This is a genomic window from Actinoplanes sp. NPDC024001 (assembly GCF_040638955.1).
Taxonomy (GTDB): Bacteria; Actinomycetota; Actinomycetes; order Mycobacteriales; family Micromonosporaceae; genus Actinoplanes.
Window position 1 is genome coordinate 23,470 of sequence record NZ_JBEZZB010000027.1, and the last position, 26,822, is coordinate 50,291.

The 26,822-nt window shown below is 69.8% G+C and carries 23 protein-coding genes and 1 pseudogene; 15 read left to right on the forward strand and 9 right to left on the reverse strand.

Features of this window, described 5'->3' with window-relative positions; all coding sequences use genetic code 11:
- Positions 1-1,009: 1,009 nt before the first annotated feature.
- On the forward strand, positions 1,010-1,315 hold the full coding sequence (locus AB0F81_RS13310; protein WP_360195742.1) for a metalloregulator ArsR/SmtB family transcription factor: 306 nt from the start codon (positions 1,010-1,012) through the stop codon (positions 1,313-1,315).
- On the opposite strand, the gene AB0F81_RS13315 is transcribed toward AB0F81_RS13310, so the two are convergent.
- The 3 genes and pseudogenes from AB0F81_RS13315 to AB0F81_RS13325 form a co-directional block, all read right to left on the reverse strand.
- A complete protein-coding gene (locus AB0F81_RS13315) occupies positions 1,305-1,637 on the reverse strand; it encodes a DUF3140 domain-containing protein (protein WP_360195744.1) in 333 nt (110 codons plus the stop codon). The genes AB0F81_RS13310 and AB0F81_RS13315 overlap by 11 nt on opposite strands.
- A pseudogene (locus AB0F81_RS13320) lies at positions 1,630-1,829 on the reverse strand (DUF2945 domain-containing protein). The gene AB0F81_RS13315 and the pseudogene AB0F81_RS13320 overlap by 8 nt, the downstream one beginning before the upstream one ends.
- Before the next feature lie 42 nt (positions 1,830-1,871).
- A complete protein-coding gene (locus AB0F81_RS13325; RefSeq protein WP_360195747.1) occupies positions 1,872-2,684 on the reverse strand; it encodes a class I SAM-dependent methyltransferase in 813 nt (270 codons plus the stop codon).
- 322 nt (positions 2,685-3,006) lie between these two features.
- Between AB0F81_RS13325 and rpsA the strand changes: the two genes are divergently transcribed.
- The 4 genes from rpsA to AB0F81_RS13345 all read left to right on the forward strand — a co-directional run bounded on the left by rpsA (position 3,007) and on the right by AB0F81_RS13345 (position 9,211).
- A complete protein-coding gene (gene rpsA, locus AB0F81_RS13330) occupies positions 3,007-4,515 on the forward strand; it encodes a 30S ribosomal protein S1 (RefSeq protein ID WP_360195749.1) in 1,509 nt (502 codons plus the stop codon).
- A 144-nt stretch (positions 4,516-4,659) separates the two neighbouring features.
- A complete protein-coding gene (gene coaE / locus AB0F81_RS13335) occupies positions 4,660-5,853 on the forward strand; it encodes a dephospho-CoA kinase (protein WP_360195752.1) in 1,194 nt (397 codons plus the stop codon).
- Positions 5,854-6,115: 262 nt separating this feature from the next.
- On the forward strand, positions 6,116-8,233 hold the full coding sequence (gene uvrB / locus AB0F81_RS13340; protein ID WP_360195755.1) for an excinuclease ABC subunit UvrB: 2,118 nt from the start codon (positions 6,116-6,118) through the stop codon (positions 8,231-8,233).
- 252 nt (positions 8,234-8,485) lie between these two features.
- Positions 8,486-9,211, forward strand: coding sequence for a VOC family protein (locus AB0F81_RS13345; protein ID WP_360195758.1), 726 nt, complete (start codon positions 8,486-8,488; stop codon positions 9,209-9,211).
- A gap of 298 nt (positions 9,212-9,509) precedes the next feature.
- Here the strand turns inward: AB0F81_RS13345 and AB0F81_RS13350 are convergent, their stop codons facing one another.
- A complete protein-coding gene (locus AB0F81_RS13350; RefSeq protein ID WP_360195761.1) occupies positions 9,510-9,842 on the reverse strand; it encodes an antibiotic biosynthesis monooxygenase in 333 nt (110 codons plus the stop codon).
- A gap of 452 nt (positions 9,843-10,294) precedes the next feature.
- Here AB0F81_RS13350 and AB0F81_RS13355 point away from each other — a divergent pair, with 452 nt between their 5' ends.
- Positions 10,295-11,293, forward strand: coding sequence for a TerC family protein (locus tag AB0F81_RS13355; RefSeq protein ID WP_360195764.1), 999 nt, complete (start codon positions 10,295-10,297; stop codon positions 11,291-11,293).
- Positions 11,294-11,353: 60 nt separating this feature from the next.
- Here the strand turns inward: AB0F81_RS13355 and AB0F81_RS13360 are convergent, their stop codons facing one another.
- Together AB0F81_RS13360 and typA are read right to left on the reverse strand one after the other, a co-directional pair.
- A complete protein-coding gene (locus AB0F81_RS13360) occupies positions 11,354-11,809 on the reverse strand; it encodes a hypothetical protein (RefSeq protein ID WP_360195767.1) in 456 nt (151 codons plus the stop codon).
- A gap of 76 nt (positions 11,810-11,885) precedes the next feature.
- Positions 11,886-13,751, reverse strand: a complete 1,866-nt coding sequence (typA, locus tag AB0F81_RS13365; RefSeq protein WP_360195770.1) for a translational GTPase TypA — start codon at positions 13,749-13,751, stop codon at positions 11,886-11,888.
- Positions 13,752-13,900: 149 nt separating this feature from the next.
- Here typA and AB0F81_RS13370 point away from each other — a divergent pair, with 149 nt between their 5' ends.
- From AB0F81_RS13370 to AB0F81_RS13380, 3 genes are all read left to right on the forward strand, one after another.
- The gene (locus tag AB0F81_RS13370) at positions 13,901-14,158 is read left to right on the forward strand and encodes a hypothetical protein (protein WP_360195772.1); all 258 of its coding nucleotides are present in this window, start codon (positions 13,901-13,903) and stop codon (positions 14,156-14,158) included.
- 114 nt (positions 14,159-14,272) lie between these two features.
- Positions 14,273-14,695, forward strand: a complete 423-nt coding sequence (locus AB0F81_RS13375) for a transglycosylase SLT domain-containing protein (protein ID WP_360195775.1) — start codon at positions 14,273-14,275, stop codon at positions 14,693-14,695.
- 185 nt (positions 14,696-14,880) lie between these two features.
- On the forward strand, positions 14,881-15,306 hold the full coding sequence (locus tag AB0F81_RS13380) for a 50S ribosomal protein L11 (RefSeq protein ID WP_360195778.1): 426 nt from the start codon (positions 14,881-14,883) through the stop codon (positions 15,304-15,306).
- A gap of 30 nt (positions 15,307-15,336) precedes the next feature.
- Here AB0F81_RS13380 and AB0F81_RS13385 read toward each other — a convergent pair whose 3' ends face one another.
- Positions 15,337-15,978, reverse strand: coding sequence for an ATP-dependent Clp protease proteolytic subunit (locus AB0F81_RS13385; protein ID WP_360195780.1), 642 nt, complete (start codon positions 15,976-15,978; stop codon positions 15,337-15,339).
- A gap of 143 nt (positions 15,979-16,121) precedes the next feature.
- Here AB0F81_RS13385 and AB0F81_RS13390 point away from each other — a divergent pair, with 143 nt between their 5' ends.
- Positions 16,122-16,631: a SigE family RNA polymerase sigma factor gene (locus AB0F81_RS13390; protein ID WP_360195783.1), complete on the forward strand. Its 510-nt coding sequence runs from the start codon at positions 16,122-16,124 to the stop codon at positions 16,629-16,631.
- Positions 16,632-16,657: 26 nt separating this feature from the next.
- On the forward strand, positions 16,658-17,326 hold the full coding sequence (locus tag AB0F81_RS13395) for a hypothetical protein (RefSeq protein ID WP_360195785.1): 669 nt from the start codon (positions 16,658-16,660) through the stop codon (positions 17,324-17,326).
- 83 nt (positions 17,327-17,409) lie between these two features.
- On the opposite strand, the gene AB0F81_RS13400 is transcribed toward AB0F81_RS13395, so the two are convergent.
- Together AB0F81_RS13400 and AB0F81_RS13405 are read right to left on the reverse strand one after the other, a co-directional pair.
- The gene (locus AB0F81_RS13400; protein ID WP_360195788.1) at positions 17,410-18,066 is read right to left on the reverse strand and encodes an MBL fold metallo-hydrolase; all 657 of its coding nucleotides are present in this window, start codon (positions 18,064-18,066) and stop codon (positions 17,410-17,412) included.
- Positions 18,063-18,767, reverse strand: coding sequence for a maleylpyruvate isomerase family mycothiol-dependent enzyme (locus AB0F81_RS13405; RefSeq protein ID WP_360195791.1), 705 nt, complete (start codon positions 18,765-18,767; stop codon positions 18,063-18,065). The genes AB0F81_RS13400 and AB0F81_RS13405 overlap by 4 nt, the downstream gene beginning before the upstream one ends.
- A 284-nt stretch (positions 18,768-19,051) precedes the next feature.
- Here AB0F81_RS13405 and rsgA point away from each other — a divergent pair, with 284 nt between their 5' ends.
- The 4 genes from rsgA to AB0F81_RS13425 all read left to right on the forward strand — a co-directional run bounded on the left by rsgA (position 19,052) and on the right by AB0F81_RS13425 (position 26,822).
- A complete protein-coding gene (gene rsgA, locus AB0F81_RS13410; protein WP_360195793.1) occupies positions 19,052-20,077 on the forward strand; it encodes a ribosome small subunit-dependent GTPase A in 1,026 nt (341 codons plus the stop codon).
- A 1,099-nt stretch (positions 20,078-21,176) separates the two neighbouring features.
- Positions 21,177-22,985 (forward strand): hypothetical protein, encoded by a 1,809-nt coding sequence (locus AB0F81_RS13415; RefSeq protein WP_360195796.1) that lies wholly within the window; start codon positions 21,177-21,179, stop codon positions 22,983-22,985.
- A 127-nt stretch (positions 22,986-23,112) separates the two neighbouring features.
- Positions 23,113-26,070, forward strand: a complete 2,958-nt coding sequence (gene uvrA, locus AB0F81_RS13420; protein ID WP_360195799.1) for an excinuclease ABC subunit UvrA — start codon at positions 23,113-23,115, stop codon at positions 26,068-26,070.
- A 233-nt stretch (positions 26,071-26,303) separates the two neighbouring features.
- On the forward strand, positions 26,304-26,822 hold the full coding sequence (locus AB0F81_RS13425) for a Rieske (2Fe-2S) protein (protein WP_360195802.1): 519 nt from the start codon (positions 26,304-26,306) through the stop codon (positions 26,820-26,822).

The window sequence follows — 26,822 nt, forward strand, 5'->3', positions numbered from 1 at the left end:
GGGCTGGTCGTGGATGTCGGCTGGTTGGTCGCGGTTGGCGGTGTGTGCCGGTGGGCTGGTCGTGGATGTCGGCTGGTTGGTCGCGGTTGGCGGTGTGTGCCGGTGGGCTGGTCGTGGATGTCGGCTGGTTGGTCGCGGTTGGCGGTGCGTGCCGGTGGGCTGGTCGTGGATGTCGGCTGGTTGGTCGCCGTTGGCGGTGCGTGCCGGGGCGGGCACCTGCTGCTATCGGCTGTGCCACCGGCTTCTCTCGGAGCGGTATGCCGGTCGATGCCGGCCTACCTTCGCGTTACCGACGTGTGCCGGCGGGCCGATGGCTGGTGCCGACCACTTCTTCGCTGTCGTCGCGCGCGCCGGACCGGGCGACCGCTGGGCCTGGCCCTGCCGCAATGGCGGGCCGGGGATGTGGTCAGCTTCCTCGCGCCGCCATCGGTTCCGCGCGGGTTCCTCCCGTGGGGCTCCGCGGTGCGGACGTCGGTGGCGCCGTCGGCCGCAACGCCGCCGGACTCCTGCCGCTGGCCAGGGCCGGGCCACTCTTCCGGGTGGCGCCGTCGCGCGCTTTGCGGTGATCTGCCACTCTGGTCCGATGCCGAGTGGATCGACATCGATGGAAGTCGTTGCCGCAGTCGCCGAAACCGCGCCCGCATCGTCCCGCCGACCCGGCTTCAACCCACCGCCGGACCGGCCCGCAGCCGAGGATGGGCCCACTGACGACAGCGCAGCCGGTGGGAGTTCAGCAGTAGGCGGCTCAGCGGTAGATGACTTGGCGGGCGCCGGCACCACTGGCGCCGGCTCGGCTGGTGAAGGCTCAACTGGCGGCACCACTGGCGTCGGCTCGGCTGGCGAAGACTCGGCCGGCGGCACCACTGGCGTTGCATCGGCTGTCGAAGGCTCGGCCGACGGGACCACTGGCACCGGCTCGGCTGTCGATGGCCCGGCTGGCGGCCGCCCGTCGGCCGGCGGATCACTGCCGCCAGCGCTGCGCGACCCCGCCGCCATCGCCGACGGCCCCATGGACGCCGCTCGCGCCGGCGCCCTCGCCGTCATGTTCAAAGCGCTCGGCGACCCCGTACGCCTGCGCCTGCTCTCGATGATCGCTTCGGTGCCGTCCGGGGAGATCTGTGTCTGTGACCTGAGTGGCGCCTTCCCGCTGACCGGCCCGACGATCTCGCATCACCTGCGCATCCTGCGCGAGGCCGGCCTCGTCGGCAGCTCCCGCCGGGGCACCTGGGTGTACTACCGGCCGGTCCCCGCCGCGCTCACGGCCCTGGCCGCGGCGCTCGACCCGCCGGGCCGGCCGGTCACGGTCACTTCTTGAGCGGGTCGTGACCCCAGTTCATCAGTGAGTACCGCCACCGGCTCTCGCTGACGTCCCCGTCCGGGCGCTGCGCCATGTGCCGGTGCACGTAGCCGACCACCTTGCGCATGTGCTTCTCGTCGGCCTCGGTGAGTTCGGTCTTCTTCTTGCCGAGGATCTGCACGATCTTCCGGCCGGAGTCGTGCCCCACCGACTCGGCCCCGGCCGACGACTTCTGGCCCACGTCCCGGGACTCGTCGCTGCCGAGCCATTTGCGCAGCTCGGCAGGGGTCATGTTGACCGCGTCGCGGAACTCGGCGTACGTGTCGGTCTGCTCAGCCATGACGCAGCGCCCCGCCCTTGTGCACCGCCTCGCGCCCGGTCTTGTCGCTCTTGACCTTGTACTGGGGTTCGTCCGGCCGGCGGCCTCGGTGCGCTTGGTGATCTTCTGCTGCACGGTGCCGTGGACGTTCTCACCGTGACTCTTCCAGGTGACTTTGTCGCCTTTTTTCAGGCTCTTCTCCGCGCTGCTCATGCTCGCGAGATACCCGCTGACCGGGCCGGAAAACGACTCCGGTCAGAGTTTGGGCAGCTCACAGACGAAGATCGCGGTGCCCGGGAAGAGCCGTCCGCGCAGTGGGCTCCACTGCCCCCACACCTGCTCGTGGTCTTCCGGCCACTCCGGTTCGACCAGGTCCCGCAGCACGAACCCGGCCGCGACCAGCTCCCGCACCCGGTCGCCGATGGTCCGGTGCTGCTCCAGGTAGCTGACGGTGCCGTCCTCGTCCCGCTCGACATACGGCGTCCGGTCGAAATACGAGTTCCGCGCGATCAGGCCGCTCTCGTCCGGCTCGTCCCAGAAGACCCAGCGCATCGGGTGCGTGACCGAGAACACCCAGCTGCCGCCGGGCCGCAGCACCCGGGCCACCTCGCGCATCGCGGCGCCCGAGTCGGCCACGAACGGGATGGCCCCGAACGCGGTGCACACGATGTCGAACGCGTCCGCCGGGAACGGCAGGGCCATCGCGTCGGCCTGGACGAGCGGCACGCGTACCCCGCTGCGCTCGGCGGCCTCGCGCGCATGCCGCAGCATGCCCGCGGAGAGATCCAGGGCGACCGGCCGGGCGCCCTCGCGGCGCAACCACCGGCTGGCTGCCGCAGCGCCGGCGCCCAGTTCCAAGATCGTTTTTCCCCGTACGTCGCCGAGCAGCCGCGCGTCCGCCTCCCGGAGCCGCTCGGGGCACCAGACGAAGTCGACGTCACCGAGGAATGCGCCGTGTTCATCCTGGTAGTCGTCGGCGTCAAGATCCCACCAGGAACGGTTGGCGCGACGTGCCTCAGCCTCGGTGACGCGGCGCCGGGCGGGCTGGGGAGAGGGGATCTCGGTCACCCGGCAACGGTACGACAGGCGTGTCGGCCGCCCTGAATCAGCTCATATCGGGCATGCTGACGGGTTCCAGCCGAACAATGTGCCGCGGTCCTCAGGAGGGCTTGCAACCTGTGGTAATGCGCACGGTAAGCTAGTCGATGCGCTCGCGGATCGTGTGCCTCGGCAGGGAGCAGGCTCCGTGGTCGTCGGTCTCGGCATGATCGACTGCGTTGATCAGACTGCTCTCGGGTTGGTCGTCTCGTTTCGCTCGTGCCGCGTCCGGTGGCAGTTCCGCTGAGCGCGAGAGACACCACGACACCATCCGTTCGGAGCAACTGTCCACATGACGAGCAGCATCGAGGCCACCTCGAGCGCCAACAAGGTCACCGTCGACGACCTCGGCTCGGAGGAAGCTTTCCTCGCAGCCATCGACGAGACCATCAAGTACTTCAACGACGGCGACATTGTCGAAGGCACCGTCGTCAAGGTCGATCGGGACGAAGTCCTGCTCGACATCGGCTACAAGACCGAGGGTGTCATCCCCTCGCGCGAGTTGTCGATCAAGCATGACGTGGACCCCGCGGAAGTGGTGTCGGTCGGTGACCACATCGAAGCCCTCGTCCTCACCAAGGAGGACAAGGAAGGGCGGCTGATCCTCTCGAAGAAGCGCGCTCAGTACGAGCGTGCCTGGGGCACCATCGAGAAGATCAAGGAAGACGACGGCGTCGTCCGCGGCTCGGTCATCGAGGTCGTCAAGGGTGGTCTCATCCTCGACATCGGCCTCCGTGGCTTCCTCCCGGCCTCGCTGGTCGAGATGCGCCGCGTCCGCGACCTCCAGCCCTACGTGGGCCGGGAGCTCGAGGCCAAGATCATCGAGCTGGACAAGAACCGCAACAACGTGGTTCTGTCCCGCCGCGCCTGGCTCGAGCAGACGCAGTCCGAGGTTCGCACCGAGTTCCTCAACAAGCTCCAGAAGGGCCAGGTCCGCAAGGGCGTCGTGTCCTCGATCGTCAACTTCGGTGCCTTCGTGGACCTGGGTGGCGTGGACGGTCTGGTGCACGTCTCCGAGCTCTCCTGGAAGCACATCGACCACCCGTCCGAGGTTGTCGAGGTCGGCCAGGAGGTCGAGGTCGAGGTGCTCGACGTCGACCTGGACCGCGAGCGCGTCTCGCTGTCGCTGAAGGCGACCCAGGAAGACCCGTGGCGTCAGTTCGCCCGGACCCACGCGATCAACCAGATCGTGCCGGGTAAGGTCACCAAGCTCGTTCCGTTCGGTGCGTTCGTCCGCGTCGACGACGGCATCGAGGGCCTGGTGCACATCTCCGAGCTGGCCGAGCGTCACGTCGAGCTGCCCGAGCAGGTCGTGCAGGTCGGTTCGGACGTCCTGGTCAAGGTCATCGACATCGACCTGGAGCGCCGCCGGATCTCGCTGTCGCTCAAGCAGGCCAACGAGGGCTTCGTCGAGGGCGAGGAGCACTTCGACCCGACCCTCTACGGCATGGCCGCGACGTACGACGCCGAGGGCAACTACATCTACCCGGAGGGCTTCGACCCGGAGACCGGCGAGTGGATGGAAGGCTTCGACAAGCAGCGCGAGGCCTGGGAGAAGCAGTACGCCGAGGCGCGCGAGCGCTGGGAGGCCCACACCAAGCAGGTGCAGGCGTCCCGCGACGCCGACGCCGAGGCCGCGCTCAACCCGGCTCCGGCCGGTGGCGTGACCACCTCGTCGTCGTCCTCCTCCTCCACGAGCTCGTCGGCCCCGGCGCGCTCGGCCGAGGAGCCCGCGGGCACTCTCGCCACCGACGAGGCTCTCGCCGCTCTGCGCGAGAAGCTGGCCGGCGGCAAGAGCTGACCTCAGGCAGCAGCCGGTAATACCCAGCTGTACCAGCTACCCCAGAAAGGCCGCTCCGACTCAGGTCGGGGCGGCCTTTCGCCTTTCCCGCACACCGGCGGCCCGGGACCACACGTCGATCATTCCGACCGGGATACTGATGCCATGTTGATGGTCGGGCTCACGGGTGGAATCGGTGCCGGAAAGAGTGCGGTCGCCCGCCGCCTGGCCGAGCGCGGTGCGGTGATCATCGACGCCGACGTGCTCTCCCGCGAGGTGGTGCAGCCGGGGACCGACGGTCTCGCGGAGATCGTCGCGCTGTTCGGGTCGGGGGTGCTGACCGCCGACGGCGAGCTGGACCGGCCGGCGCTGGGTGCGAAGGTGTTCGGCGACGAGGAGGCACGCCGCAGCCTCGAGCGGATCATCCATCCCCGGGTGCGAGCGCGGACCGCCGAGCTGACACACGCGGCGGCACCGGACGCGATCGTGGTCAACGACGTGCCGCTTCTGGTCGAGGCGGGGCTGGCTTCGTCGTACCACCTGGTGATCGTGGTGGAGGCCGACCGTGAGGTGCGCTTGGAGCGTCTGACCGGCTTGCGGGGCATGACGGCGGCGGAAGCCGCCGCCCGGATCGACGCGCAGACCGACGACGCCAGCCGGCGTGCGGTCGCCGACGTGGTGCTGACCAACAACGCCGGCCTGGACCAGCTGCACGCCCAGGTGGATCGGCTGTGGCGCGAGCGGCTGGTCGAGTTCGAGCGAAACCTCCGCCTGCGCCGGCACGCGCCGAAAGGCGCCGAGCTGTGCATCGTGCCCCCCGACCCGGGCTGGCCGGCGGCGGCGGCGCGGCTGATCGCGCGGATCCGGCACGGGCTGGGCCCGGGTGTCGAGGTTCACCACATCGGCTCGACCGCGGTGCCCGGCCTGCCGGCCAAGGACATCATCGACCTGATGCTGAGCGTGCGCACGCTCGTGCAGGCCGACCAGCTCGCGGACCGGCTGGGCGCGCTGGGCTTCCCGCAGCGCTCGGGGGAGTGGAGCGACAACGCGCACGGCGCCCCCGGCGGCACCTGGCCGAAACGGATGCACGGCTGCGCCGACCCCGGATACCGGGTCAATCTGCACGTCCGCGTGACGGGTTCGCCGGGCTGGCGTTTCGCGTTGCTGATGCGTGATCACCTGCGCGCGGTGCCTGAGGCGCGCGAGGCCTACGCGGCGGCGAAAGCCGAGCTTGCGCTCCGGCATCAGGAGCGGGCAGCGTACGCCGAGGCGAAGGAACCGTGGTTCGAGGCGGAGGCGCGGGCGGCCGACGACTGGGCCGAGGCAACCGGCTGGCAGCCCTCGTCCTCGGAAAAGTAGGGGCCCTCGCGGCGGCCGGTCGGCGCTGTGCGCGACCCACCGCAGGTGCGCTCGCCGGGGCGTCCAGGGCGCATCGACCACGGTGCGGCACCACGGAACGTCTGGCGATCCGTCCGGTGCCTGGCGGCCGCCGCGAGCGGCCTACCTGACCAGGGTAGGTGGCCGTGGAAAGCCCGGACAATGCCGCCGCCCCAGGCCGAATGTGCACCCTCAGCACGCGGGGTTCGAGAACTTGTCATACCCCCGACGTACGGTGGTGGGCATGGCGCTCGACATCCCACGACTCGACGGCCGGTTCGAGGTCGTCAGCGACTACCAGCCCGCGGGTGACCAGCCCGCCGCGATCAACGACCTCGAGCGGCGGGTGCGCCGCGGCGACCGCAACACCGTCCTGCTCGGCGCGACGGGGACGGGTAAGAGCGCGACCACGGCCTGGCTGATCGAGCGGCTGCAGCGGCCCGCGCTGGTGCTCGCCCCCAACAAGACTCTCTGCGCCCAGCTGGCGAAAGAGTTCCGCGAGCTGCTGCCCAACAACGCGGTGGAATATTTCGTCAGCTACTACGACTACTACCAGCCCGAGGCCTACATCGCGCAGACCGACACCTACATCGAGAAGGACTCCTCGGTCAACGAGGAGGTGGAGCGGCTGCGCCACTCGGCCACCATGTCGCTGCTGACCCGCCGCGACACCATCGTGGTGGCCACGGTCAGCGCCATCTACGGCCTCGGCACCCCGGCGGAATATGTCGAGCGCGCCGTCCGGGTGAAAGTGGGCGGCGAGATCGACCGCGACAAGCTGCTGCGCCGGCTCGTCGACATTCAGTACGCGCGGAACGACATGGCCTTCCAGCGCGGCACCTTCCGGGTCCGCGGCGACACCCTGGAGATCATCCCGGCCTACGAGGAGCTGGCCGTGCGGGTCGAGCTCTTCGGCGACGAGGTGGAGAAGCTCTACTATCTGCACCCGCTCACCGGCGAGGTGATCCGCGAGGTCGACGAGCTGATCATCTTCCCCGCGTCGCACTACGTGGCCGGCCCGGAGCGGATGGAGCGGGCGATCCGCGACATCGAGGCCGAGCTGGCCGACCGGCTGGCCGAGCTGGAGCGTCAGGGCAAGCTGCTCGAGGCCCAGCGGCTGCGGATGCGGACCACCTATGACATCGAGATGATGCGCCAGGTCGGCTTCTGCAACGGCATCGAGAACTACTCGATGCACATGGACGGCCGCACCTACGGCGAGCCTTCGTACACGCTGCTCGACTACTTCCCCGACGACTTCATCACCGTCATCGACGAGTCGCACGTGACGATCCCGCAGATCGGCGGGATGTATGAGGGGGACGCCTCCCGCAAGCGGATCCTGATCGAGCACGGCTTCCGGCTGCCCAGCGCCGCCGACAACCGGCCGCTGCGGTTCGACGAGTTCCTCGAGCGGGTCGGGCAGATGGTCTTCCTCTCCGCGACGCCCGGGCCGTGGGAGATGGAGCAGGCCCAGGGTGAGTTCGTGGAGCAGATCATCCGCCCCACCGGCCTGGTCGACCCGCACGTCGTCGTCAAACCCACGAAGGGCCAGATCGACGACCTGATGCACGAGATCAAGCTGCGGACCGAGCGGGACGAGCGGGTCCTGGTGACCACCCTCACCAAGAAGATGGCCGAGGACCTCACCGACTACCTCCTGGAAAACGGCATCCGCGTGCGCTATCTGCACTCCGAGGTGGACACGCTGCGCCGGGTCGAGCTGCTCAAGGAGCTGCGCAAGGGCGACTACGACGTGCTGGTCGGCATCAACCTGCTGCGTGAGGGTCTCGACCTGCCCGAGGTGTCGCTCGTCGCGATCCTCGACGCGGACAAGGAGGGCTTCCTGCGCAGTGGCCGGTCGCTGATCCAGACCATCGGCCGGGCCGCGCGTAACGTCTCCGGCGAGGTCCACATGTATGCCGACAAGATCACTCCGTCGATGCGGGACGCGATCGACGAGACCGAGCGGCGCCGGGCCAAGCAGATCGCGCACAACGAGGCCCACGGCATCAAGCCGCAGGCGCTGCGCAAGAAGATCCACGACATTCTCGACGACATCTACCGCGAGGCCGAGGACACCGACAACGCGGTTGCCGGGCCGATGGTCGGCGGTGGCGGGCGGCAGATGTCGCGCGGCAAGGCCCCGGTGCCGGAGACCCGCTCCAAGGGCAAGGCCGGCAGCGGCACCGCTCGTGCCGGCATGGCCCGCGCCGAGCTCGCCCAGCTCATCCAGGACCTCAACGACCAGATGCTGGGCGCGGCCCGGGAGCTGCAGTTCGAGCTGGCGGCGCGGATCCGCGACGAGATCTCCGAGCTGAAGAAGGAGCTGCGCGGCATGGACATGGCGGGGGTGAAGTGAGCCCGCTGCCGGGCGGCGGTGATCTGTCTAGGCTGACGGCATGAGGTCTCTCCAGGAGCGGCCGCCCCATCTCCCTGCGGCGGACGTGCCGCCGCGCCGGCCTTCCTCATCTGGCTTCCCGGCCCCGGCGGTCTCGGCTGGTTATTCGGCCTCGGCCGCCTCGGTGGGTGAGGCGTTGTGCTCGATCGTCTCCGCGGGTGGGCCGCCGAGCCTGCGCTGGTCGGAGGCGAGTGCTGCCGGTTGGTGGTCGCTGTGATCCGGTGGGTTTCTGCCGTCGTCGACCGGCCGGCGCGGAAGCTGGACGTCGCCGTCGAGTTCTGGGCGGCCGTGTCCGGGTCGCAGGCGCACCCGCGTGACGTGGCCGGCCTCGCCGGCCTGCACAGCGATCGCGGCGACGACTACCTGCGGGTGCAGGGCGTGCTCGACGGGCCGGGCGGCGCCCACCTGGATTTCGCCGTGGACGACGAGCGTGAGTTCGCCGCTCGGGCCATCGACGCCGGCGCTGCGGTGGTCGACGATCACGGGTCGCGGCTGGTGCTCGCCTCCCCGGCCGGGCTGCCCTTCTGCGTCAACCCGTGGAAGGGCGAGCACCACCGGCCCGAGCCGTTCGCCGTGCCGGGCGGGCCGCTCTCCCGCGTCCACCAGGTCTGCGTGGACGTGGCGCCGTTCCGTTACGGGCGCGAGGTCGGCTTCTGGACCGCGCTCACCGGCTGGTCGCTGGAGACCACCGGCCTGCCCACGTTCTCAAGGCTCTATCCGCCGTCGCCGATCCCGGTCCGGATGCTGCTCCAGCGGCTCGACGAGACCCGGCCGACCTCCGCGCACATGGACATCTCCACCGACGACATCCCCGCGATGCGGGCCTGGCACGAAAGCCTGGGCGCCTCCTTCGTCGGCGAATGGCCGTGCTGGACGACCCTGCGCGACCCGGCGGGCGTCGCCTACTGCCTCACCTCTGGCGATCCCGGGACCGACTGACCGCCGCCTACTGTCTCGCCTTTGGCGATCCCGCGACCGACTGACCGCCGCCTTCCGAAGCGAAACCCAGCAGGTCCAGCCTGATGGCGGTCGGTGAGGTTGGGCTTCGGCTGTGGCGGTGCGCGGCCTGATGGCGGTCGGTGGGGTTGGGCTTCGGCTGTGGCGGTGCGGCGGGCGGCCCGAGGGCGGTCGGTGGGGTTGAGCTTGAGTCGCGGGCGTGCGGCGGGCGGTCTCATGACGGCCGGTGAGGTTAGGCTCCAGCCGCGGCCATGAGGCGGGCTCGGCCGCCAGGGCGGCCTCAGCCGGCGAAGAAGTCGTGGTCCGGGTCGGGCCGGTTGCCGGAGGGCACCTCCGTGAAGAACTCCGCCAGCGGCGGCTGCGCCAGCGACCCACCGATCAGCGCCCGCCACTGGGCGAAGCGTTCGGTGCGCCGGAAGTTGTGCTCGTGCGTCTCCATGCTGTCCCACTCGACCAGCAGCGCGAAGCGGTTGGCCGACTCGACGCCGCGCTTGAGCCGCACCGAACGGCAGCCTGGCGCGCCGGCGATGACCGGTCGGGCCAGCTGGTAGGCGGCGACGAAGTCGTCCGCCCGGCCGGGCAGTACGTCGATCAGCGAAACTTCGAGAACCATGCCCGCAAGCGTCCCATACGCACCAGATGGATAGCTTACTAGGATGCTCCAGCGGAATGTGAAAGGAGCAGAACGGGCACCCGGGCGCGGGTCTAAGCTGAGATCGCGGCGTCTTCTTCGGAGGAATCGACGGCGGATGAACCGGAAATGATCAATCTCTTAAGTCGTGTAGCGGCCGGGATGCGCGGGTTTGAGCGCGAGCCCCGCCACGCCCCGGCCTCCCGATGTGCCGTTCGCGGTAAGGATGCGCAACAATGGCTCACGTGGGAGGGGAGTATTCCCTCGCTCCGGTCTCGTCAACACGGAACGCCCCCTGAGGCGAACCCGGGGCCGGTGGTCGCGGATCGAGTCGATCGTCCGCGGCGGAAGAGACCTCCGACAGTCGCACGTCGCTGTTCTCGCTCGATCTTCGGGTGGGCGCAGCGACGACCCGTGTCTGCCGGAGGTCCTCGTTGAACGTTTCTGCCTGGGTCTGGGGCGCCACCCTGGTGGCCCTGATCGCTGTGCTCGCCGTCGATCTCTTGATCATCGGGCGCAGACCACACGAACCCAGCATGAAGGAAGCCGGTAGCTGGGTCGCCTTCTACGTCGCCCTCGCCCTGATCTTCGGTGTCGGCGTCTGGGTGGCAGCCGGTGGGCAGGCGGCGGGTGAGTTCTACACCGGCTGGCTGACGGAATACTCGCTGAGCGTCGACAACCTCTTCGTCTTCGTGATCATCATGGCCCGCTTCGCGGTGCCACGGCATCTCCAGCAGAAGGTGCTGCTGATCGGCATCGTGCTCGCGCTCGTCATGCGCGGCGCGTTCATCGCCGCCGGCGCCGCGCTGATCTCGCAGTTCTCCTGGGTCTTCTACATCTTCGGCGCCTTCCTGGTCTACACCGCGATCACGCTGGTGAAGGGCGGGGAGAACGACGAGGAGGACTTCAAGGAGAACATGCTGATCCGCTGGGCGAAGCGGGCGCTGCCGATCTCCTCGTCGTTCGGTGACGGCCGGTTCAGTGTGGTCACCGAGACCGGCAAGCGGATGTTCACCCCGATGCTGATCGTGATGATCGCGATCGGCACCACCGACCTGATCTTCGCGCTCGACTCGATCCCGGCGATCTTCGGCATCACCAAGGAGCCGTACCTGGTCTTCACCGCGAACGTCTTCGCGCTGATGGGCCTGCGCCAGCTCTTCTTCCTGCTCGGCGGCCTGCTGGAGCGCCTGGTCTACCTGAACATCGGCCTGGCGGTCGTGCTCGCCTTCATCGGTGTGAAGCTGGTCCTCGAGGCGCTGCACACCAACAGCCTGTCGTTCATCAACGGCGGCCACGGCTTCCACTGGGCGCCGGAGATCCCGATCTGGCTCTCGCTGCTGGTCATTCTCGGCACACTCGCCATAGCGACCGTCGCGAGCTTGATCAAATCGTCCCGGGACCGGAAGCGCGAGCTGATCTCCAACAAGTGACGGTGAACTACGAAGCGGGCCCGGGCGACGAGCGTCGCCCGGGCCCGCTGTTCATGACGGTCAGGGAGTCTCGGACTCCAGCATCTCGCCGACCATCTGCTCGACCTTCGGGTGGTAGCCGCAGATGGCGGCCCGTTCCCGGCTGTTCTCGCTGACGAGTTCGCCGTCCAGGAAGATGCGGCACGTCACCAGGTCGGTGTCGGTGGAGAAGGCGCTGAGGGTCACTCCCAGCTGGAATTCCTCCGGGGCGTCGAGGGTGGTCGACCACGGCATCGGGAGCGGGTCGCCGGTGACCGGCTTGGGCACGTCCATCTCGACGTTCCAGCGGATCTGCAGTGCGGTTCCGCTGCGCGTGTCCACCTCGAGCCGCAGACCCTTGTCGCCGGCGGACGACGCGTACAGGGTGAAGGCGGTAGCAGCGACCGCGACGGATAGCACGGCTGCCGCGACGGCCAGGTAGATGCGTTTGCGGGGGCGGCGTTCTTCCCGGCCCGCCGTGGTGTCCAGATCGATCACCGCGACAGCGTAGGCGGTCGATGAAAAGCCGCGTGCCCGCCCGGCCGATGGCCGGACGGGCACGCGATGCGGGCTGTTACTGCTGGTGCTTGCGGCGAGCCGCGGCCCGGCCCCGTACGGTCTGGTCCAGCTCGACCTTGCGGATGCGCACCGCGGCCGGCGTCACCTCGACGCACTCGTCCTCGCGGCAGAACTCCAGGGCCTGCTCGAGCGACAGCTTGCGCGGCGGGATCAGCTTCTCGGTCTCGTCGGCGGTCGACGAGCGCATGTTGGTGAGCTTCTTCTCCTTGGTGATGTTGACGTCCATGTCGTCGGAGCGGGAGTTCTCGCCGACGATCATGCCCTCGTACACCTCGGTGGTGGGCTCGACGAACAGCTGGCCGCGCTCCTGCAGGTTGGTCATCGCGAAGGCGGTGACCACGCCGGCGCGGTCGGCGACGAGCGAGCCGTTCTGGCGAGTGCGCAGCTCGCCGAACCACGGCTCGTAACGCTCGAACAGGTGGTGCATGATGCCGGTGCCGCGGGTCTCGGTGAGGAACTCGGTCCGGAAGCCGATCAGGCCGCGCGCCGGGACCAGCCACTCCATCCGCAGCCAGCCGGTGCCGTGGTTGATCAGCTCTTCCATCCGGCCCTTGCGGGTGGAGAGCAGCTGGGTGATGGCGCCCATGTACTCGTCGGGGGCGTCGATGGTCAGCCGCTCGACCGGCTCGTGCACCTTGCCGTCGATGGTCTTGGTCACCACCTGGGGCTTGCCGACGGTCAGCTCGTAGGACTCGCGCCGCATCTGCTCGACCAGGATCGCGAGGGCCAGCTCACCACGGCCCTGCACCTCCCAGGCGTCCGGGCGCTCGGTGGGCAGGACCCGCAGCGAGACGTTGCCGATCAGCTCCTTGTCGAGGCGGTCCTTCACCATGCGGGCGGTGACCTTGGCGCCCTTGACCTTGCCGACCAGCGGCGAGGTGTTCGTACCGATGACCATCGAGATGGCCGGCTCGTCGACCTGGATCAGCGGCAGCGGGATCGGGTTCTCCGCGTCGGCGAGGGTCTCACCGATCATGATCTCCGGGATGCCGGCGACCGCCATGATGTCGCCGGGGCCGGCGCTCTCGGCGGGCTTGCGCTCCAGGCCCTCGGTGATCAGCAGCTCGGAGATGCGCACGTTGGCGACGGTGCCGTCGGTCTTGCACCAGGCGACGGTCTGGCCCTTGCGGATGGTGCCCTCGTGCACGCGGCAGAGCGCGAGACGGCCGAGGAACGGCGAGGCGTCGAGGTTGACCACGTGCGCCTGGAGCGGCGCGCCCTCGGTGAACTTCGGGGCCGGGATGGTCTCGAGGATCGTGCTGAACAGCACCTCGAGATCGGTGGCGTCCTCGGGGACGGTGCCGTCCTTGGGCTGGGTCAGCGAGGCGATGCCGTCACGCGCACACGCGTAGACGATCGGGAACTCGATCTGGTGCTCGTCGGCGTCGAGGTCGAGGAAGAGCTCGTACGTCTCGTCGACGACCTCCTTGATCCGGGCGTCCGGCCGGTCCACCTTGTTGATGATCAGAATGATCGGCAGCTTGGCGGCGAGCGCCTTGCGGAGCACGAAGCGGGTCTGCGGGAGCGGGCCCTCGGAGGCGTCCACGAGCAGCGCGACACCGTCGACCATGGTGAGGCCGCGCTCGACCTCACCGCCGAAGTCGGCGTGGCCGGGGGTGTCGATGATGTTGATGGTGACCGGGCCGCCCTCGGCGGGCTGGTAGCTGATCGCCGTGTTCTTGGCGAGAATGGTGATGCCCTTTTCCCGCTCCAGGTCCATGGAGTCCATGACGCGGTCGGCCATCTCGCCGCGCGCGTGGGACTGGCTGCCCTGGCGCAGCATGGCGTCGACCAGGGTGGTTTTGCCATGGTCGACGTGAGCGATGATGGCGACGTTGCGTAGGTCGGTGCGGGTCTGCATGGATCCATTGTCCCCGGCTCAGGTTGCCGTCCGAGGCGCGGGGTCAAGAGCCGAATCTTGTGCTCTTTTGGTCGGTTTCGTGGACTGCGAAGATCACTCACCTGCTGTTAGCGTTCCTCATCGATGGCTTACGGGGGAGGTTCGCATCGATGAGGACGCGTGTCGTGGCGGCGCTGATCGCGCTGGTGGTGGCGGGCGGCTGCGGGCTGGCCGGAGGCGGCGACGAGGACGCGGCAGCGCCCGCGCCGGCGGCCGCGACCCCGAGCATCGAGCCCACCACCGAGGAGCCGGTGGTCGAGGAGGAGGAGCCCACCGCGGAGCCGACGCCGTCGAAGACGAAGCCGAAGTCGACGAAGCCGAAGCCGAGCGCCAGCAGCACGCCGACCGAGGACCCGAACAACTTCTAGCTGCCGGAGTGTGCCGAGCGGAAGGGTAAAGAGGTCTCCAAGGCGAAGGCCAAGGCGGCGCTGAACGCGGCCGCGACCAAGACCTACTGGCCGGGGTCGGCGCCGGAGCTCAAGGTGCCGGCCGACCTGGTGCGCGCGGTCGCCTGGCACGAGAGCGGCTGGACCTCGAACATCGAGAACTGTGACGGTGGATACGGCCTGATGCAGGTCATGCCGGACACCGAGAGCTTCATCAACGGCCGTTTCGAGAAGTCCTACGACTCGGCGAACTACCGGGAGAACGCGATCCTCGGCGCCAACTATCTGGCCTGGCTGACCAAGTACTTCGGCGAGAAGTACTTCGGGGAGAAGTACAACCTGAGCACCTCCAAGTGCAAGACCGACACCTCGCTGTGCCTGCTGAACCTGGTGATCGCCGGCTACAACATGGGGCACGTCTCGGTCGAGGAGGCCTACCTCGACAAGCAGCTGATCGCGACGGACTATGTCGTCGACATCCGGGCGAACATGCGCTCCTGCTACTGCGACCGCTACTGATCCGGGGCGGTCCCGGCCCCGCCGGGACCGGGAGCTACACTTGTCGGCGGACCCGAGACCCCGCTTGCTCAGCCGTTTTGACCCTCTCGTCAGTGCGGTAGTAAGGTCTCGGGGTTGTCGTGTGTCGTTGATGCTGGCGAGCTGCGTTGTCTCGGCCCGCAGCTCACCCTAAGGAGCCTTACCCAATGCCTCCCAAGAAGAAGACCCATGAGGTAACCCTCGCGCTTGAGGCGGGTAACGCCGCGATGGTCGACCTCGGTAAGATGCTCGGCCCGACCGGTGCCAACATGCGCGCCGTCAAGGTTGAGTACGACGAGGCGACCGCGAAGAACCGGGGCGAGATCATCCCGGTCATCGTCTCGGTCTACGAGGACCGCAGCCACACGCTGGCCTACAAGACGCCGCCGACCAGCTTCCTCATCCGGAAGACCCTGGGCATCCAGTCCGGCGCCGCCAACCCGCTCACCACGACCGTCGGGACGCTCAGCGCGACCCAGGTCAAGGAGATCGCGGAGCGTAAGCTGCCCGACCTCAACGCGAACGACCTCGACGCCGCGATCAAGATCGTCGCCGGCACCGCCCGCTCCATGGGTGTGAAGGTCGCTTCCTGAAGTAGCTGACAGAACGGGCCCCGGTGATCATCACCGGGGCCCGTTCTTCTTCGGCGTGACGACCTCGTCGATCAGGCCGTACTCCAGGGCCTCAGCCGCGCTCAGGCTGCGCCCGGAGGAGAGGTCGTCCTCGATGCGGCTGCGCGGTTTCCCGGTGACCTCGGCGAGCCGCAGCACCGCCTCCTCCAGTTCGCGCAGGTGCTGCCCGGCCGCGGCGGCCACCTCGTCCGCCGTGCCGGTGACCCCGCCGGCCCGTGGCTCGGCCAGCTTGAACCGGGCGTGCCGGTACGCCGCCCGCTTGTCCGCCGCCGCCAGAACCGCCAGCACCGCGCCGCCCGCCTCGGACGTCACCACCGCGTGCACCGGAGCGGTCAGCGCGTCGATCACGTCGATCACCGACAGGGCGGCGCTCAGATCCCCACCCGGGCTCGCCACGTGCAGGTGCACCGGGTCGGGACCGGCCGAGTCGAGGGTGAGCAGCGCGGCCGCGATCCCGGTCGCCGTCTCGCCGGTGAGCTGACCGCGGAGCATCACGATTCGCTGGTCGAACAGCCGTTCCTCGAGCCAGCCGGGCAGGCCTGGGCCGGCGCCGGGCAGGTGTGACGGTGGCCATTCGGACGGCTGGTTGGGTGGGGGAAACCCCCAACGGGACGGATCATGTCGCAGGTTCACCGCTACCTCCAGTGCTCGGGGGTGCCGCCAGCGTAACCAGCGTCACGGGAGCATCGACGAACCTTTCCGCCAAGGGCCGAACTCGTGCAACCCCGGGGAGGCGGCAGTCGTCAGGGAGGCGTGAGAGCGAAGGAGGGGCTCGTGTGAAGACCGAGCGTGATGAGCAATTCCACGATTTCGTGGTGGCCCGGCGTGCTGGGCTGGTGCGTACGGCGACTCTGCTCACGGCGGGCGACGCCCACCTGGCGGAGGATCTGGTGCAGTCCACCCTGACCAAGCTGTACGTCGCCTGGCCGGCGTTCCAGCGGGCCGACAACCCCGATGGATATCTGCGCCGGGTGCTGGTCAACGCCTTGACGGACGAGCGCCGCCGCTGGTGGCGGCGACGGGAACGGCCGATGGCCGAGGTTCCGGACCGGGCCGCGGCCGAGACGGGGCCCGGTGACCTGGAGGAGGGGCTGCGCGCGGCCCTGAGCCAGTTGCCGCCCCGGATGCGGGCCGCTCTGGTGTTCCGCTACTTCTACGACCTCGATGTCGCCGACACCGCCGACGCCCTCGGTTGTTCCGAGGGCACGGTGAAGAGCCAGACCGCGCGGGCCCTGGACCGGCTGCGCACGGTCATCGGCCAGAACCCGTCTTTCGCACTGCGCTGACATCTGCGCTGACCAGGAGAATCGACATGCAGAACCTGTACGACGGGCTGGAGCGGATCGCCGGCCCCACCATCGAACCCACCACCGGCCAGATCGAGGCCGACCTGACCCGGGGCCGCCGGGCGCTGCGCCGCCGCCGGGCCGGGCAGACCGCCGCCGGTTCGGTCTTCGCGGTGGCCGCCGTCGCCGCGGCGTTCGCTTTCGCCACCGCCGGGACCCCGGCGGCCACCACCCGGACGGAGGCCGCGCCCCCGGCGACGGCCCCGGCGCAGACGCCGGCCGGCCCGTCGATCGAGCTGAAGTCCTACACCGGCAAGCAGCCCAGGGGCTTCAAGCTGGACAAGGTGCCGGACGGCTGGGAGGTCCAGGGCGTCGACGCGGGCGTGCTGACCCTCGCCCCGATCGGCATCAAGGACCAGGAGATGCTCAGCTTCGAGGGCAAGGTCGCCGTCATGCTCCAGTCGGTCGACGACTCCACCGACTGGAAGGGCGAGGAGGTCAAGGTCGGCTCGAACAAGGGTGTGCTCACCAAGGCCGGGGGCCAGACCACCGGCTGGACCCTCTTCGTCGACCGCGGATCCGAGCCGCGCCTGCAGGTGCAGGTTTGGGACGGTCTCGGCTGGACCGGTGAGCAGGTCGTCGAGTTCGCCGCCGGCATCACCGTGACGAAGGACGCCCAGCCGGGTCGCGGCTGAGGCACCCCCCCCAGGGCGTGTGGAATTCGGACGGGGCGAGCGCCCGAATTCCACACGGCTCGCCTCAACCTCACACGCTGGGTTCACCAGCCGCGGGCGCGCCACTCGGCGAGGTGCGGGCGCTCGGCGCCGAGCGTGGAGTCCTTGCCGTGACCGGGGTAGAACCAGGTGTCGTCACCGAACCGGTCGAACAGCTTGGTCTCCACGTCGTTGATCAGCGACGTGAAGTTCGTCTTGTTGCCCCGGGTGTTGCCGACCCCACCGGGGAAGAGGCTGTCGCCGGTGAACAGGTGGGTGCGGCCGCCCGGCTGCCGGTAGGCCAGCACCACCGAACCCGGCGTGTGACCCACCACGTGGATCACCTCCAGCGCGTGCCCGCCGACCTCGACGACGTCGCCGTCGCGCAGGGTGCCGGTGACGACCGGGACGGCCGGGGCGTCGTCCTCGTGTGCCAGGGAGGCGGCGCCGGTGGCCTTCACCACCTGCTCCAGTGCGACCCAGTGGTCCTGGTGGCGGTGGGTGGTCACCACGGCCCGCAGCCCGGCCGGCCCGATCAGGTCGAGCAGCGTCGCGGCGTCGTTGGCGGCGTCGATGAGCAGCTGCTCGGCGCCGGCGCGCAGCAGGTAGGCGTTGTTGTCCATCGGGCCGACCGACACCTTGGTGAGGGCCAGGCCGTCGCCCAGGTCACGGACCGCCGGCGCCCCGCCGGGCTGGACGTCGCCGGTGTAGTCGTCGCTCATTTCCACCTCGCGGGAATCGGGAGCTCACCGTCGGGCGAGACGGTCAGGTCGGCCCCGTCGGCGCGACCCGCCAGCCAGGCGGCGAGTGACTTGGTCGGGCCGCCGATCACCGGGCCGTCCCCGGCGCCGACGGTCAGCGGATGCTCCAGCCCGAACGGGCGCAGCACCATGGCGGGCGCGTCCGCCGGCAAGCCGGTGACGATCTCGCGGAGCAGGCGCAGGGCGAACGCGTCCGACCAGTCGGCGGGCGTGTAGCCGCGGCCCAGGTCGACGTGGTGGACCTCGACCTCACGCAGCCGGCCCCACGGCACCCCGGCCGCGGACTGGCCGACCGGTGGCGGCAGCTGGAAGGCCCACGCCGAGGCCGGCATCGCCGCGGCCGCGTCGGCGAACCGTTCGTGCGCCGCCCGGATGTCGGCGATCTGCTCGGCCAGCGGTCGCCCGGCGCCGGCCTCGATCCCCGCGTTGCGGGCGTCGGCGCTCGCATACGCCGGGGTCTCCACGCCGGTGCGGGCCCAGGTCAGCATGTTCGTGTAGGCGTCGGCGTTGCGCGCGACATGGGTCAGCACGTGCCCGACGGTCCAGCCGGGCAGCGCCGACGGCTCGCGCACCGCACTGTCGTCCAGACCTTCCGCCGTGCGCAGCAGCGCCTCGGTCGCGGCCTCGACATCCGTCATCAGAACGAGCGGGTCGATGGTCATGACGCACTGCACCGAGCGGTAGGTGAGTGCGCTGTCCCGGGGCCTCGCAGGCGACGGCCAGGAGGGCATGACAAGGGGAACTCAGTCACCAGATGACCCTATCGGGCCGGGACGGAATTCGCTTTCGCCCCGATGACGCGGACCGTACCGTCGGTGCCAGACGCGATCGATCGAACCCGCGGGGAGGTGAGGAACGTGCTGTTCGAGATCACCGCGTCCCTTCACCAGGGGGCCGTCGCCTGACAGCCGGGCGCCGGAAACTCCCTCGACCGTAAAGGGTTCCCATGTCGTACGACCTGTCCCAGCTCGGCTGGGACCAGACCTGCACATCCGCTTTCCGGCGGTTCGACCGGGCGGACTCGATTCCCGGCCGGGTCCTGCGAGCCGACCGCGGTGTCAGCACCGTGCTGACCGCCGACGGCGTCACCCGGGCCGCCCTGGGCGGGGGCGTCCTGCTCGACGCCGCCCGTGACCCGGTCGGCCTGCCCTGCGCCGGCGACTGGGTGGTGCTGCGCCGCTGGCCGGACCGGCGCATCACGCTGGAGCTGGTGCTGCCACGCCGCACCGTGCTGATCCGCCGCACCGCCGACAAGGACGCCTCCGGCCAGGTGCTCGCCGCCAACATGGACACCGTGGCGGTGGTCGAGCCGATCCATCCCGAGCCCGACGAGGCCCGCGTCGAGCGGCTGCTCGCGCTGGCCTTCGAGTCGGGCGCCGAACCGCTGCTGGTGCTCACCAAGGCCGACACCAGCCTCGACCCGGGCGCGATCGCCCGGCAACTCGCCGCCGTCGCACCCGGCGTGCCGGTCCTGCCGATCTCGGTGCGACTCGGCACCGGCGTCGACGAGCTGCGACGATATGTCGCTCCCGGCCGCACCTGCGCGCTGCTGGGCCGCTCCGGCGCGGGCAAGTCGACGCTGGCGAACGCGCTGGCGGGCGCCACCGTCATGCCGGTGCAGGCGATCCGCGACGCGGACGGCAAGGGCCGGCACACCACGGCCTACCGCAATCTGGTCCCGGTGCCGGGCGGCGGCGCGGTGCTGGACACGCCCGGCATCCGCGGCGTCGGCCTGCTGGACACCGGCAGCGGCCTCGACCGCGCCTTCGCCGACGTGACCGGGCTCGCCGCCCGCTGCCGCTTCGACGACTGCCGCCACGAGGCCGAACCGGGCTGCGCCGTGCAGACCGCCCTGGCCGACGGCACCCTCGCGCCGCGCCGGCTAGCCAGCTGGCGCAAGCTGCGCCGCGAGATCGAGATCGAAAGCGGACGTCGCTCAGTGCGCCTCGCTCGCGCTCGCCAGGCAAGATGAAAACCATTCGCCGTACGCCTACGAATGCGCCCGTGACCAACCGCGACCTGAGCGCCCACTCCCGGCCGCCCGGCGACCGCCGGGCATAAGCACGGCGAGACCCCAGCCACCCCACCCCCATTCCAGCTTCCGCACGGTCAGTGCTGTGCTGGGCCCGGTTGAGGGGCGCTGGCGGTCAGCCGCACCTGGCGGCTGGCGGTCACTGCTGTGCTGAGGCCGGTGAGGCGACGCTGTTGGTCAGCTGCGCTGGCTGGCTGACGGTCAGTGCTGTGCTGGGCCCGGTCAGGGGGCGCTGGTGGGCGGCTGCGCTGGCTGGCTGACGGTCAGTGCTCTGCTGAGGCCGGTCAGGGGGCGCTGGTGGGCGGCTGTGCTGGCTGGCTGGCGGGCAGTGCTCTGCTGAGGCCGGTGAGGCGACGCTGTTGGTCAGCTGCGCTGGCTGGCTGACGGTCAGTGCTGTGCTGGGCCCGGTGGAGGGGCGCTGGTGGGCAGCTGCGCCTGCCGGCTGACGGGCAGTGCTCTGCTGAGGCCGGTGAGGGAGCGCTGGTGGGTGGCTGGCTGGCTGGCTGGCGGGCAGTGCTGTGCTGAGGCCGGTGAGGCGACGCTGGTGGGCGGCTGTGCTGGCTGGCTGACGGTCAGTGCTGTGCTGGGCCCGGTTGAGGGGCGCTGGTGGGCAGCTGCGCCTATCGGCTGGCGGGCAGTGCTCTGCTGAGGCCGGTGAGGCGACGCTGTTGGTCAGCTGCGCTGGCTGGCTGACGGGCAGCGCTGTGCTGGGGCCGGTGGAGGGGCGCTGGTGGGCAGCTGCGCCTGTCGGCTGGCGGTCAGTGCGGTGCTCAGGCCGGGTGGGGGAGCGCGGGTGGGTGGCTGCGGCTGTTGGCTGACGGGGAGTGCTGTGCGGGGGCGGTGAGGGAGCGCTGGGGACGGCCGTGGGGGTGTGCTTACGCCCGGCGGTCGCCGGGCGGCCGGGAGGGGCTGCGGCATCGCGTTTGGCCACGGGAGCGTTCGTAGGCGTACCGAAAATGGGGTAAGCGCACGTCAATGCCGGCCGGGAGAGAAGGGCGGGCGTGCCGGGCGTGGCCCGGCCTCTGGCAGAATTCGGCCGGTGCGTGCGGCAGAAGAGATGATCGAGGAGCAGGTGGCGACCACGAAGGAGGCCCCTGTCACACCGGTCTCCGGATGGTGGCGCCGGCGGATCGATCTCTGGGTGCTGCTGGGCTTCCTGGCGCTCGCCGTGCTGGTGACGATCCAGCTCTGGATCGACCCGAACGGCCGGGTGCTGGCCGGCAACGACGACGACCACGGGGTCTTCCTCGCCGTGCTGGCGCACGCCGAACGGGTGGTCTTCGACGGTGCCGCCCCGTTCTGGAACGACCGGCTGAACGCGCCGGTCGGCGTGAACATGATGGCGAACACGTCGATCCTGGCGCTGAGCCTGCCGCTGGCGCCGGTCACCCACTTCCTCGGCGCCGGCGTCTCGGTCGCGCTGCTGATCACGCTGGGCCTGGCCGGGACGGCTTTCGCCTGGTACTGGGTGCTCTCCCGGCATCTGGTGAGCAGCCGGCTGGCGGCCTGGATCGGCGGCGCCTGGTGCGGGTTCGCGCCGACCATGGTGTCGCACGCCAACGGGCATGTGAACTTCGTCAACCAGTACGTGGTCCCGTTCATCGTCTGGCAGGTGCTGCGGCTGCGGGAACCGGGCCGGACCCGCCGCGGCGGGGTGATCCTCGGCCTGCTGATCGTGCTGCAGTGCTTCATCAACGAGGAGACGCTGCTCTTCACCGCGCTCACCCTGGGCTTCTTCGTGGTGGCCTACGCGGTGCTGCGGCCGCGTGAGGTGGCCGCGGTCTGGCGGCGGTTCGTGGCCGGGCTCGCGGTGGCCGCGGCGACCTCGTTCGCGCTGCTCGCCTACCCGCTGTGGTACCAGTTCTTCGGGCCGGGCAACTATCACGGCCAGCCGTTCGCGCCGTCGGACTACGTCACCGACCTGGCCTCGCTGGGCTTCTTCGCCCGGCAGTCGCTGGCCGGCTACGCCGCGCTGACCCGCCAGATGAGCGTCAGCTCGACCGAGGACAACACGTTCTTCGGCCCGGCCGGCCTGGTCATGATCGTGGTGGCCGTGGTGATGCTGTGGCGTTCGGCGGCGGCCCGCGCCGCGGGGATCGCCGGCCTAGTGCTGCTGCTCATGTCGATGGGCCCGGAGCTGCGGGTCTTCGGCCGCGACACCGGGATTCCGCTGCCGTTCGGCCTGATCAGCCACGTGCCGGTGATCGACCTGGTGAGTGTGACCCGGTTCGCGATGGTGCCGGCCACGGTGGCCGGGGTGCTGCTGGCGCTCGCCGCCGACAAGATCGGCGAGTACCCGCGGCGGCGCCGCCGCTGGTTCTGGACCGGCATGGTGCTGGCCCTGGTGCCGCTGATCCCGAAGCCGCTGCCGGTGGTGGCCGGCGATCCGATGCCGCCGTTCCTCACCGACGGCATCTGGCGTGAGTACGTGCCGGAGGGCCGCACCCTGGTCACGGTGCCGCTGCCGGACGTGACCACCGGCCGCACCGGGATGCGCTGGGTGACGCTGAACAACTTCGACTACGCCACCCCGCGCGGCTACTTCATGGGGCCGGTGAACCCGCCGCACGACCGGACCGGATCGTGGAGCGCGCCGGCGCGGTTCACCTCCAGCCTGCTCTGGCGGGTCCGGGAGTACGGCACCGTGCCGGTCCTCACCGAGGCCGACCGGGAGAAAATCACGGCGGATCTGGTGTACTGGCGTACGGCGGTCGTGGTGCTGATCCCGCAAGGGCGCAACGTCGCGGCGCAGCGGGCCACGCTGGTCGACGCGCTGGGTGAGCCGCAGCTCGTCGGCGGTGTCGAGATCTGGGACATGCGGAAGCTGCCGGTTCCCCCTACGGAGTGAGTCCGATTCGGGGGAATGTCCGGCATGTGGAACGCGCTGCACCTAGGCCGACAGAAAATGTCGTACCCCGTGGCTAGAGTGTCCGCGGCTCTGCTCTATTTCAAACACCTGTACGGAGAGGCTGACCGTGGCCGACCGACTGACCATTCGCGGCGCTCGCGAGCACAACCTGCGCGACGTCAATCTCGACCTGCCCCGAGACGCCATGATCGTCTTCACCGGGCTGTCCGGTTCCGGCAAGTCGAGTCTCGCGTTCGACACGATCTTCGCGGAGGGGCAGCGGCGTTACGTCGAGTCACTCTCGTCGTACGCGAGGCAGTTCCTCGGCCAGATGGACAAGCCCGATGTCGACTTCATCGAGGGTCTGTCCCCGGCCGTCTCGATCGACCAGAAATCGACCTCGCGCAACCCGCGTTCAACCGTCGGCACCATCACCGAGGTCTACGACTATCTGCGACTGCTGTTCGCCCGCACCGGCATCCCGCACTGCCCGGTCTGCGGTGAGCGGATCAGCCGGCAGACCCCGCAGCAGATCGTCGACCGGGTCCTGGCGATGCCCGAGGGCACCCGTTTCATGGTGCTCGCCCCGGTGGTGCGCGGCCGCAAGGGCGAATATGTCGATCTCTTCGCCGAGCTGCAGGCCAAGGGCTATGCCCGGGCCCGGGTGGACGGCGTGGTGCACCCGCTCACCGAGCCGCCGAAGCTGAAGAAGCAGGAGAAGCACACCATCGAGGTGGTGGTCGACCGGCTCAGCGTCAAGGCGTCGAGCAAGCAGCGGCTCACCGACTCGGTGGAGTCCGCGCTCGGCCTGGCCGGCGGCATCGTCCTGCTCGACTTCGTCGACCTGCCGGAGGACGACCCGGAGCGCGAGCGTCGCTTCTCCGAGCACCTGGCCTGCCCCAACGACCACCCCCTGGCGATCGAGGACCTCGAGCCACGGGTGTTCTCCTTCAACGCGCCCTACGGCGCCTGCCCCGAGTGCTCCGGCCTCGGGACGAAGAAGGAGGTCGACCCCGAGCTGATCATCCCGGACGAGGAGAAGAGCCTCGGCGAGGGCGCGATCCAGCCGTGGGCCGGCGGCACCACCCAGGAGTATTTCCTGCGGCTGCTGGAGGCTCTCGCCTCCGCCGAGGGCTTCACCCTCGACCAGCCCTGGCGGTCGCTCTCCAGCCGGGCGCAGAAGACGATTCTGTACGGCGCGGAGGACCAGGTCCACGTGCGGTACCGCAACAAGTACGGTCGTGAGCGCTCCTACTACACCGGCTTCGAGGGCGTGGTGCAGTGGATCGAGCGGCGGCACAACGACACCGAGAGCGACTGGTCGCGCGAGAAGTACGAGGGGTACATGCGCGACGTCCCCTGCAAGGTGTGCGGCGGCGCCCGGCTCAAGCCCGAGGTGCTCGCGGTGACCGTGGCCGGCAAGAGCATCGCCGAGGTGTGCAACCTGTCGATCGGCGAGTGCGCCGAGCTGCTGGCCGGCCTGGAGCTCGACGACCGGCAGAAGATGATCGCCGAGCGGGTGCTCAAGGAGATCAACGCCCGGCTGCGGTTCCTGGTCGACGTCGGCCTGGAATACCTCTCGCTGGACCGTGGGGCGGGCACCCTCTCCGGCGGCGAGGCGCAGCGCATCCGGCTCGCCACCCAGATCGGCTCCGGCCTGGTCGGCGTGCTCTACGTGCTGGACGAGCCGTCGATCGGCCTGCACCAGCGCGACAACCACCGGCTGATCGAGACCCTGGTGCGGCTGCGCAACCTGGGCAACACGCTGATCGTGGTCGAGCACGACGAGGACACCATCCGGACCGCCGACTGGATCGTCGACATCGGCCCGGGCGCCGGTGAGCACGGCGGGCAGATCGTGCACAGCGGCACCGTCGAGGGGCTGCTCGCCAACGAGAAGTCGCCGACCGGGGCCTACCTGTCGGGCCGCAAGATGATCCCGGTGCCGGCCACCCGCCGGCCGCAGACCGCCGGCCGCGAGGTGGTGGTGCACGGGGCGCGCGAGCACAACCTGCGCAACCTCACCGTGCCGTTCCCGCTGGGCCAGTTCATCGCGGTCACCGGCGTCTCCGGCTCGGGCAAGTCGACGCTGGTCAACGACATCCTGCACACCGTGATGGCGAACCAGATCAACGGCGCCCGGCAGGTGCCCGGCCGGCACACCCGGGTCACCGGGCTGGAGCAGGTGGACAAGGTCGTCGGCGTGGACCAGTCGCCGATCGGGCGGACCCCGCGGTCGAACCCGGCCACCTACACCGGCGTCTTCGACCACGTCCGCAAGCTGTTCGCCGAGACCAGCGAGGCCAAGGTGCGCGGCTACGGCCCGGGCCGGTTCTCCTTCAACGTCAAGGGCGGCCGCTGCGAGAACTGCTCCGGCGACGGCACCATCAAGATCGAGATGAACTTCCTGCCGGACGTCTACGTGCCGTGCGAGGTGTGCAAGGGTGCCCGGTACAACCGGGAGACCCTGGAGGTGCACTACAAGGGGAAGACCATCTCCGAGGTGCTGAACATGCCGATCGAGGAGGCCGCGGAGTTCTTCTCGGCGCTGCCGGCGATCCACCGGCACCTGCGCACCCTGGTCGACGTCGGCCTGGGCTACGTGCGGCTCGGCCAGCCGGCCACCACGCTCTCCGGCGGTGAGGCGCAGCGCGTCAAGCTCGCCTCCGAGCTGCAGAAACGCTCCACCGGCCGGACCGTCTACGTGCTCGACGAGCCGACCACCGGTCTGCACTTCGAGGACATCCGCAAGCTGCTCATCGTGCTCAACGGCCTGGTCGACAAGGGCAACACGGTGATCACGATCGAGCACAACCTGGATGTCATCAAGACCGCGGACTGGCTGATCGACATGGGCCCGGAAGGCGGCAGCAAGGGCGGCATGGTGCTCGCCACGGGCACCCCCGAGGAGCTCGCCGAGGTGGCGGAGAGCCACACCGGCCAGTTCCTGCGGCACGTGCTCGGCCGCGACGGCGAGGCGAAAGGCTCGCCGGTGGCGACCGCCCGGGCGGCCAAGGCCAACGGGGTGACCGGCAACGGGACGCGGACCCGGGCCACGCGCTCGCGGGCGAAGGCGACGGCCTGACACAGGAGAGTCTCAGGTAACTCATAGCTATCGCGCCCGGTCGGGGCCCTAGTCTCGACCGGGTGCCGGCCTGGGCGTTACCGGTCGGGACGAAGGCTTACCTATCGGGAGAAGCCGCCGCCCCTGTGGCGGAGAATCCCGACTGATGCGTGAACTGATCGCGGTGGTGGTTGCGTACCTAGTGGCGACTCCGCGTGACTTCGGAGCAGAAACCAGGTACTGGAGGGCGACACATGACTGACGTGCAGACGAGGGCCGACGCCGACAACCCGGCGGAGCCGGCGGGCACCACCTCGACACGGCGCGTCGTCCTGCTGAGCGCCGGCGCGCTCGGCGCCGGCGCCGTCTTGACGGCGTGCGGCACCGACAACGGCGGACCCGGCAGCAACCCGAACGGCACGGACTTCGACAGCAACCCGGTCCCGGCCGGCAGCACCGGGGCGCAGGCCGACTCCGCCGGCGGCAACGCCGGCACCGTGCTGGTGGCGGCCTCCGAGGTCGCCGTCGGCGGCGGCGTGATCAAGGGCGACTACGTGATCACCCAGCCGGAGAAGGGCAGCTTCAAGGCGTTCAGCAAGGTCTGCACGCACCAGGGCTGCGACGTCACCGAGATCAACGACGGATCGATCCTCTGCCGCTGCCACAACAGCGCCTTCTCCATCAAGGACGGTCAGCCGACGGCCGGCCCGGCCACCCAGCCGCTGCCCGAGACCAAGGTCTCGCTGGACGGCGACAACGTGGTCGCGGCCTGA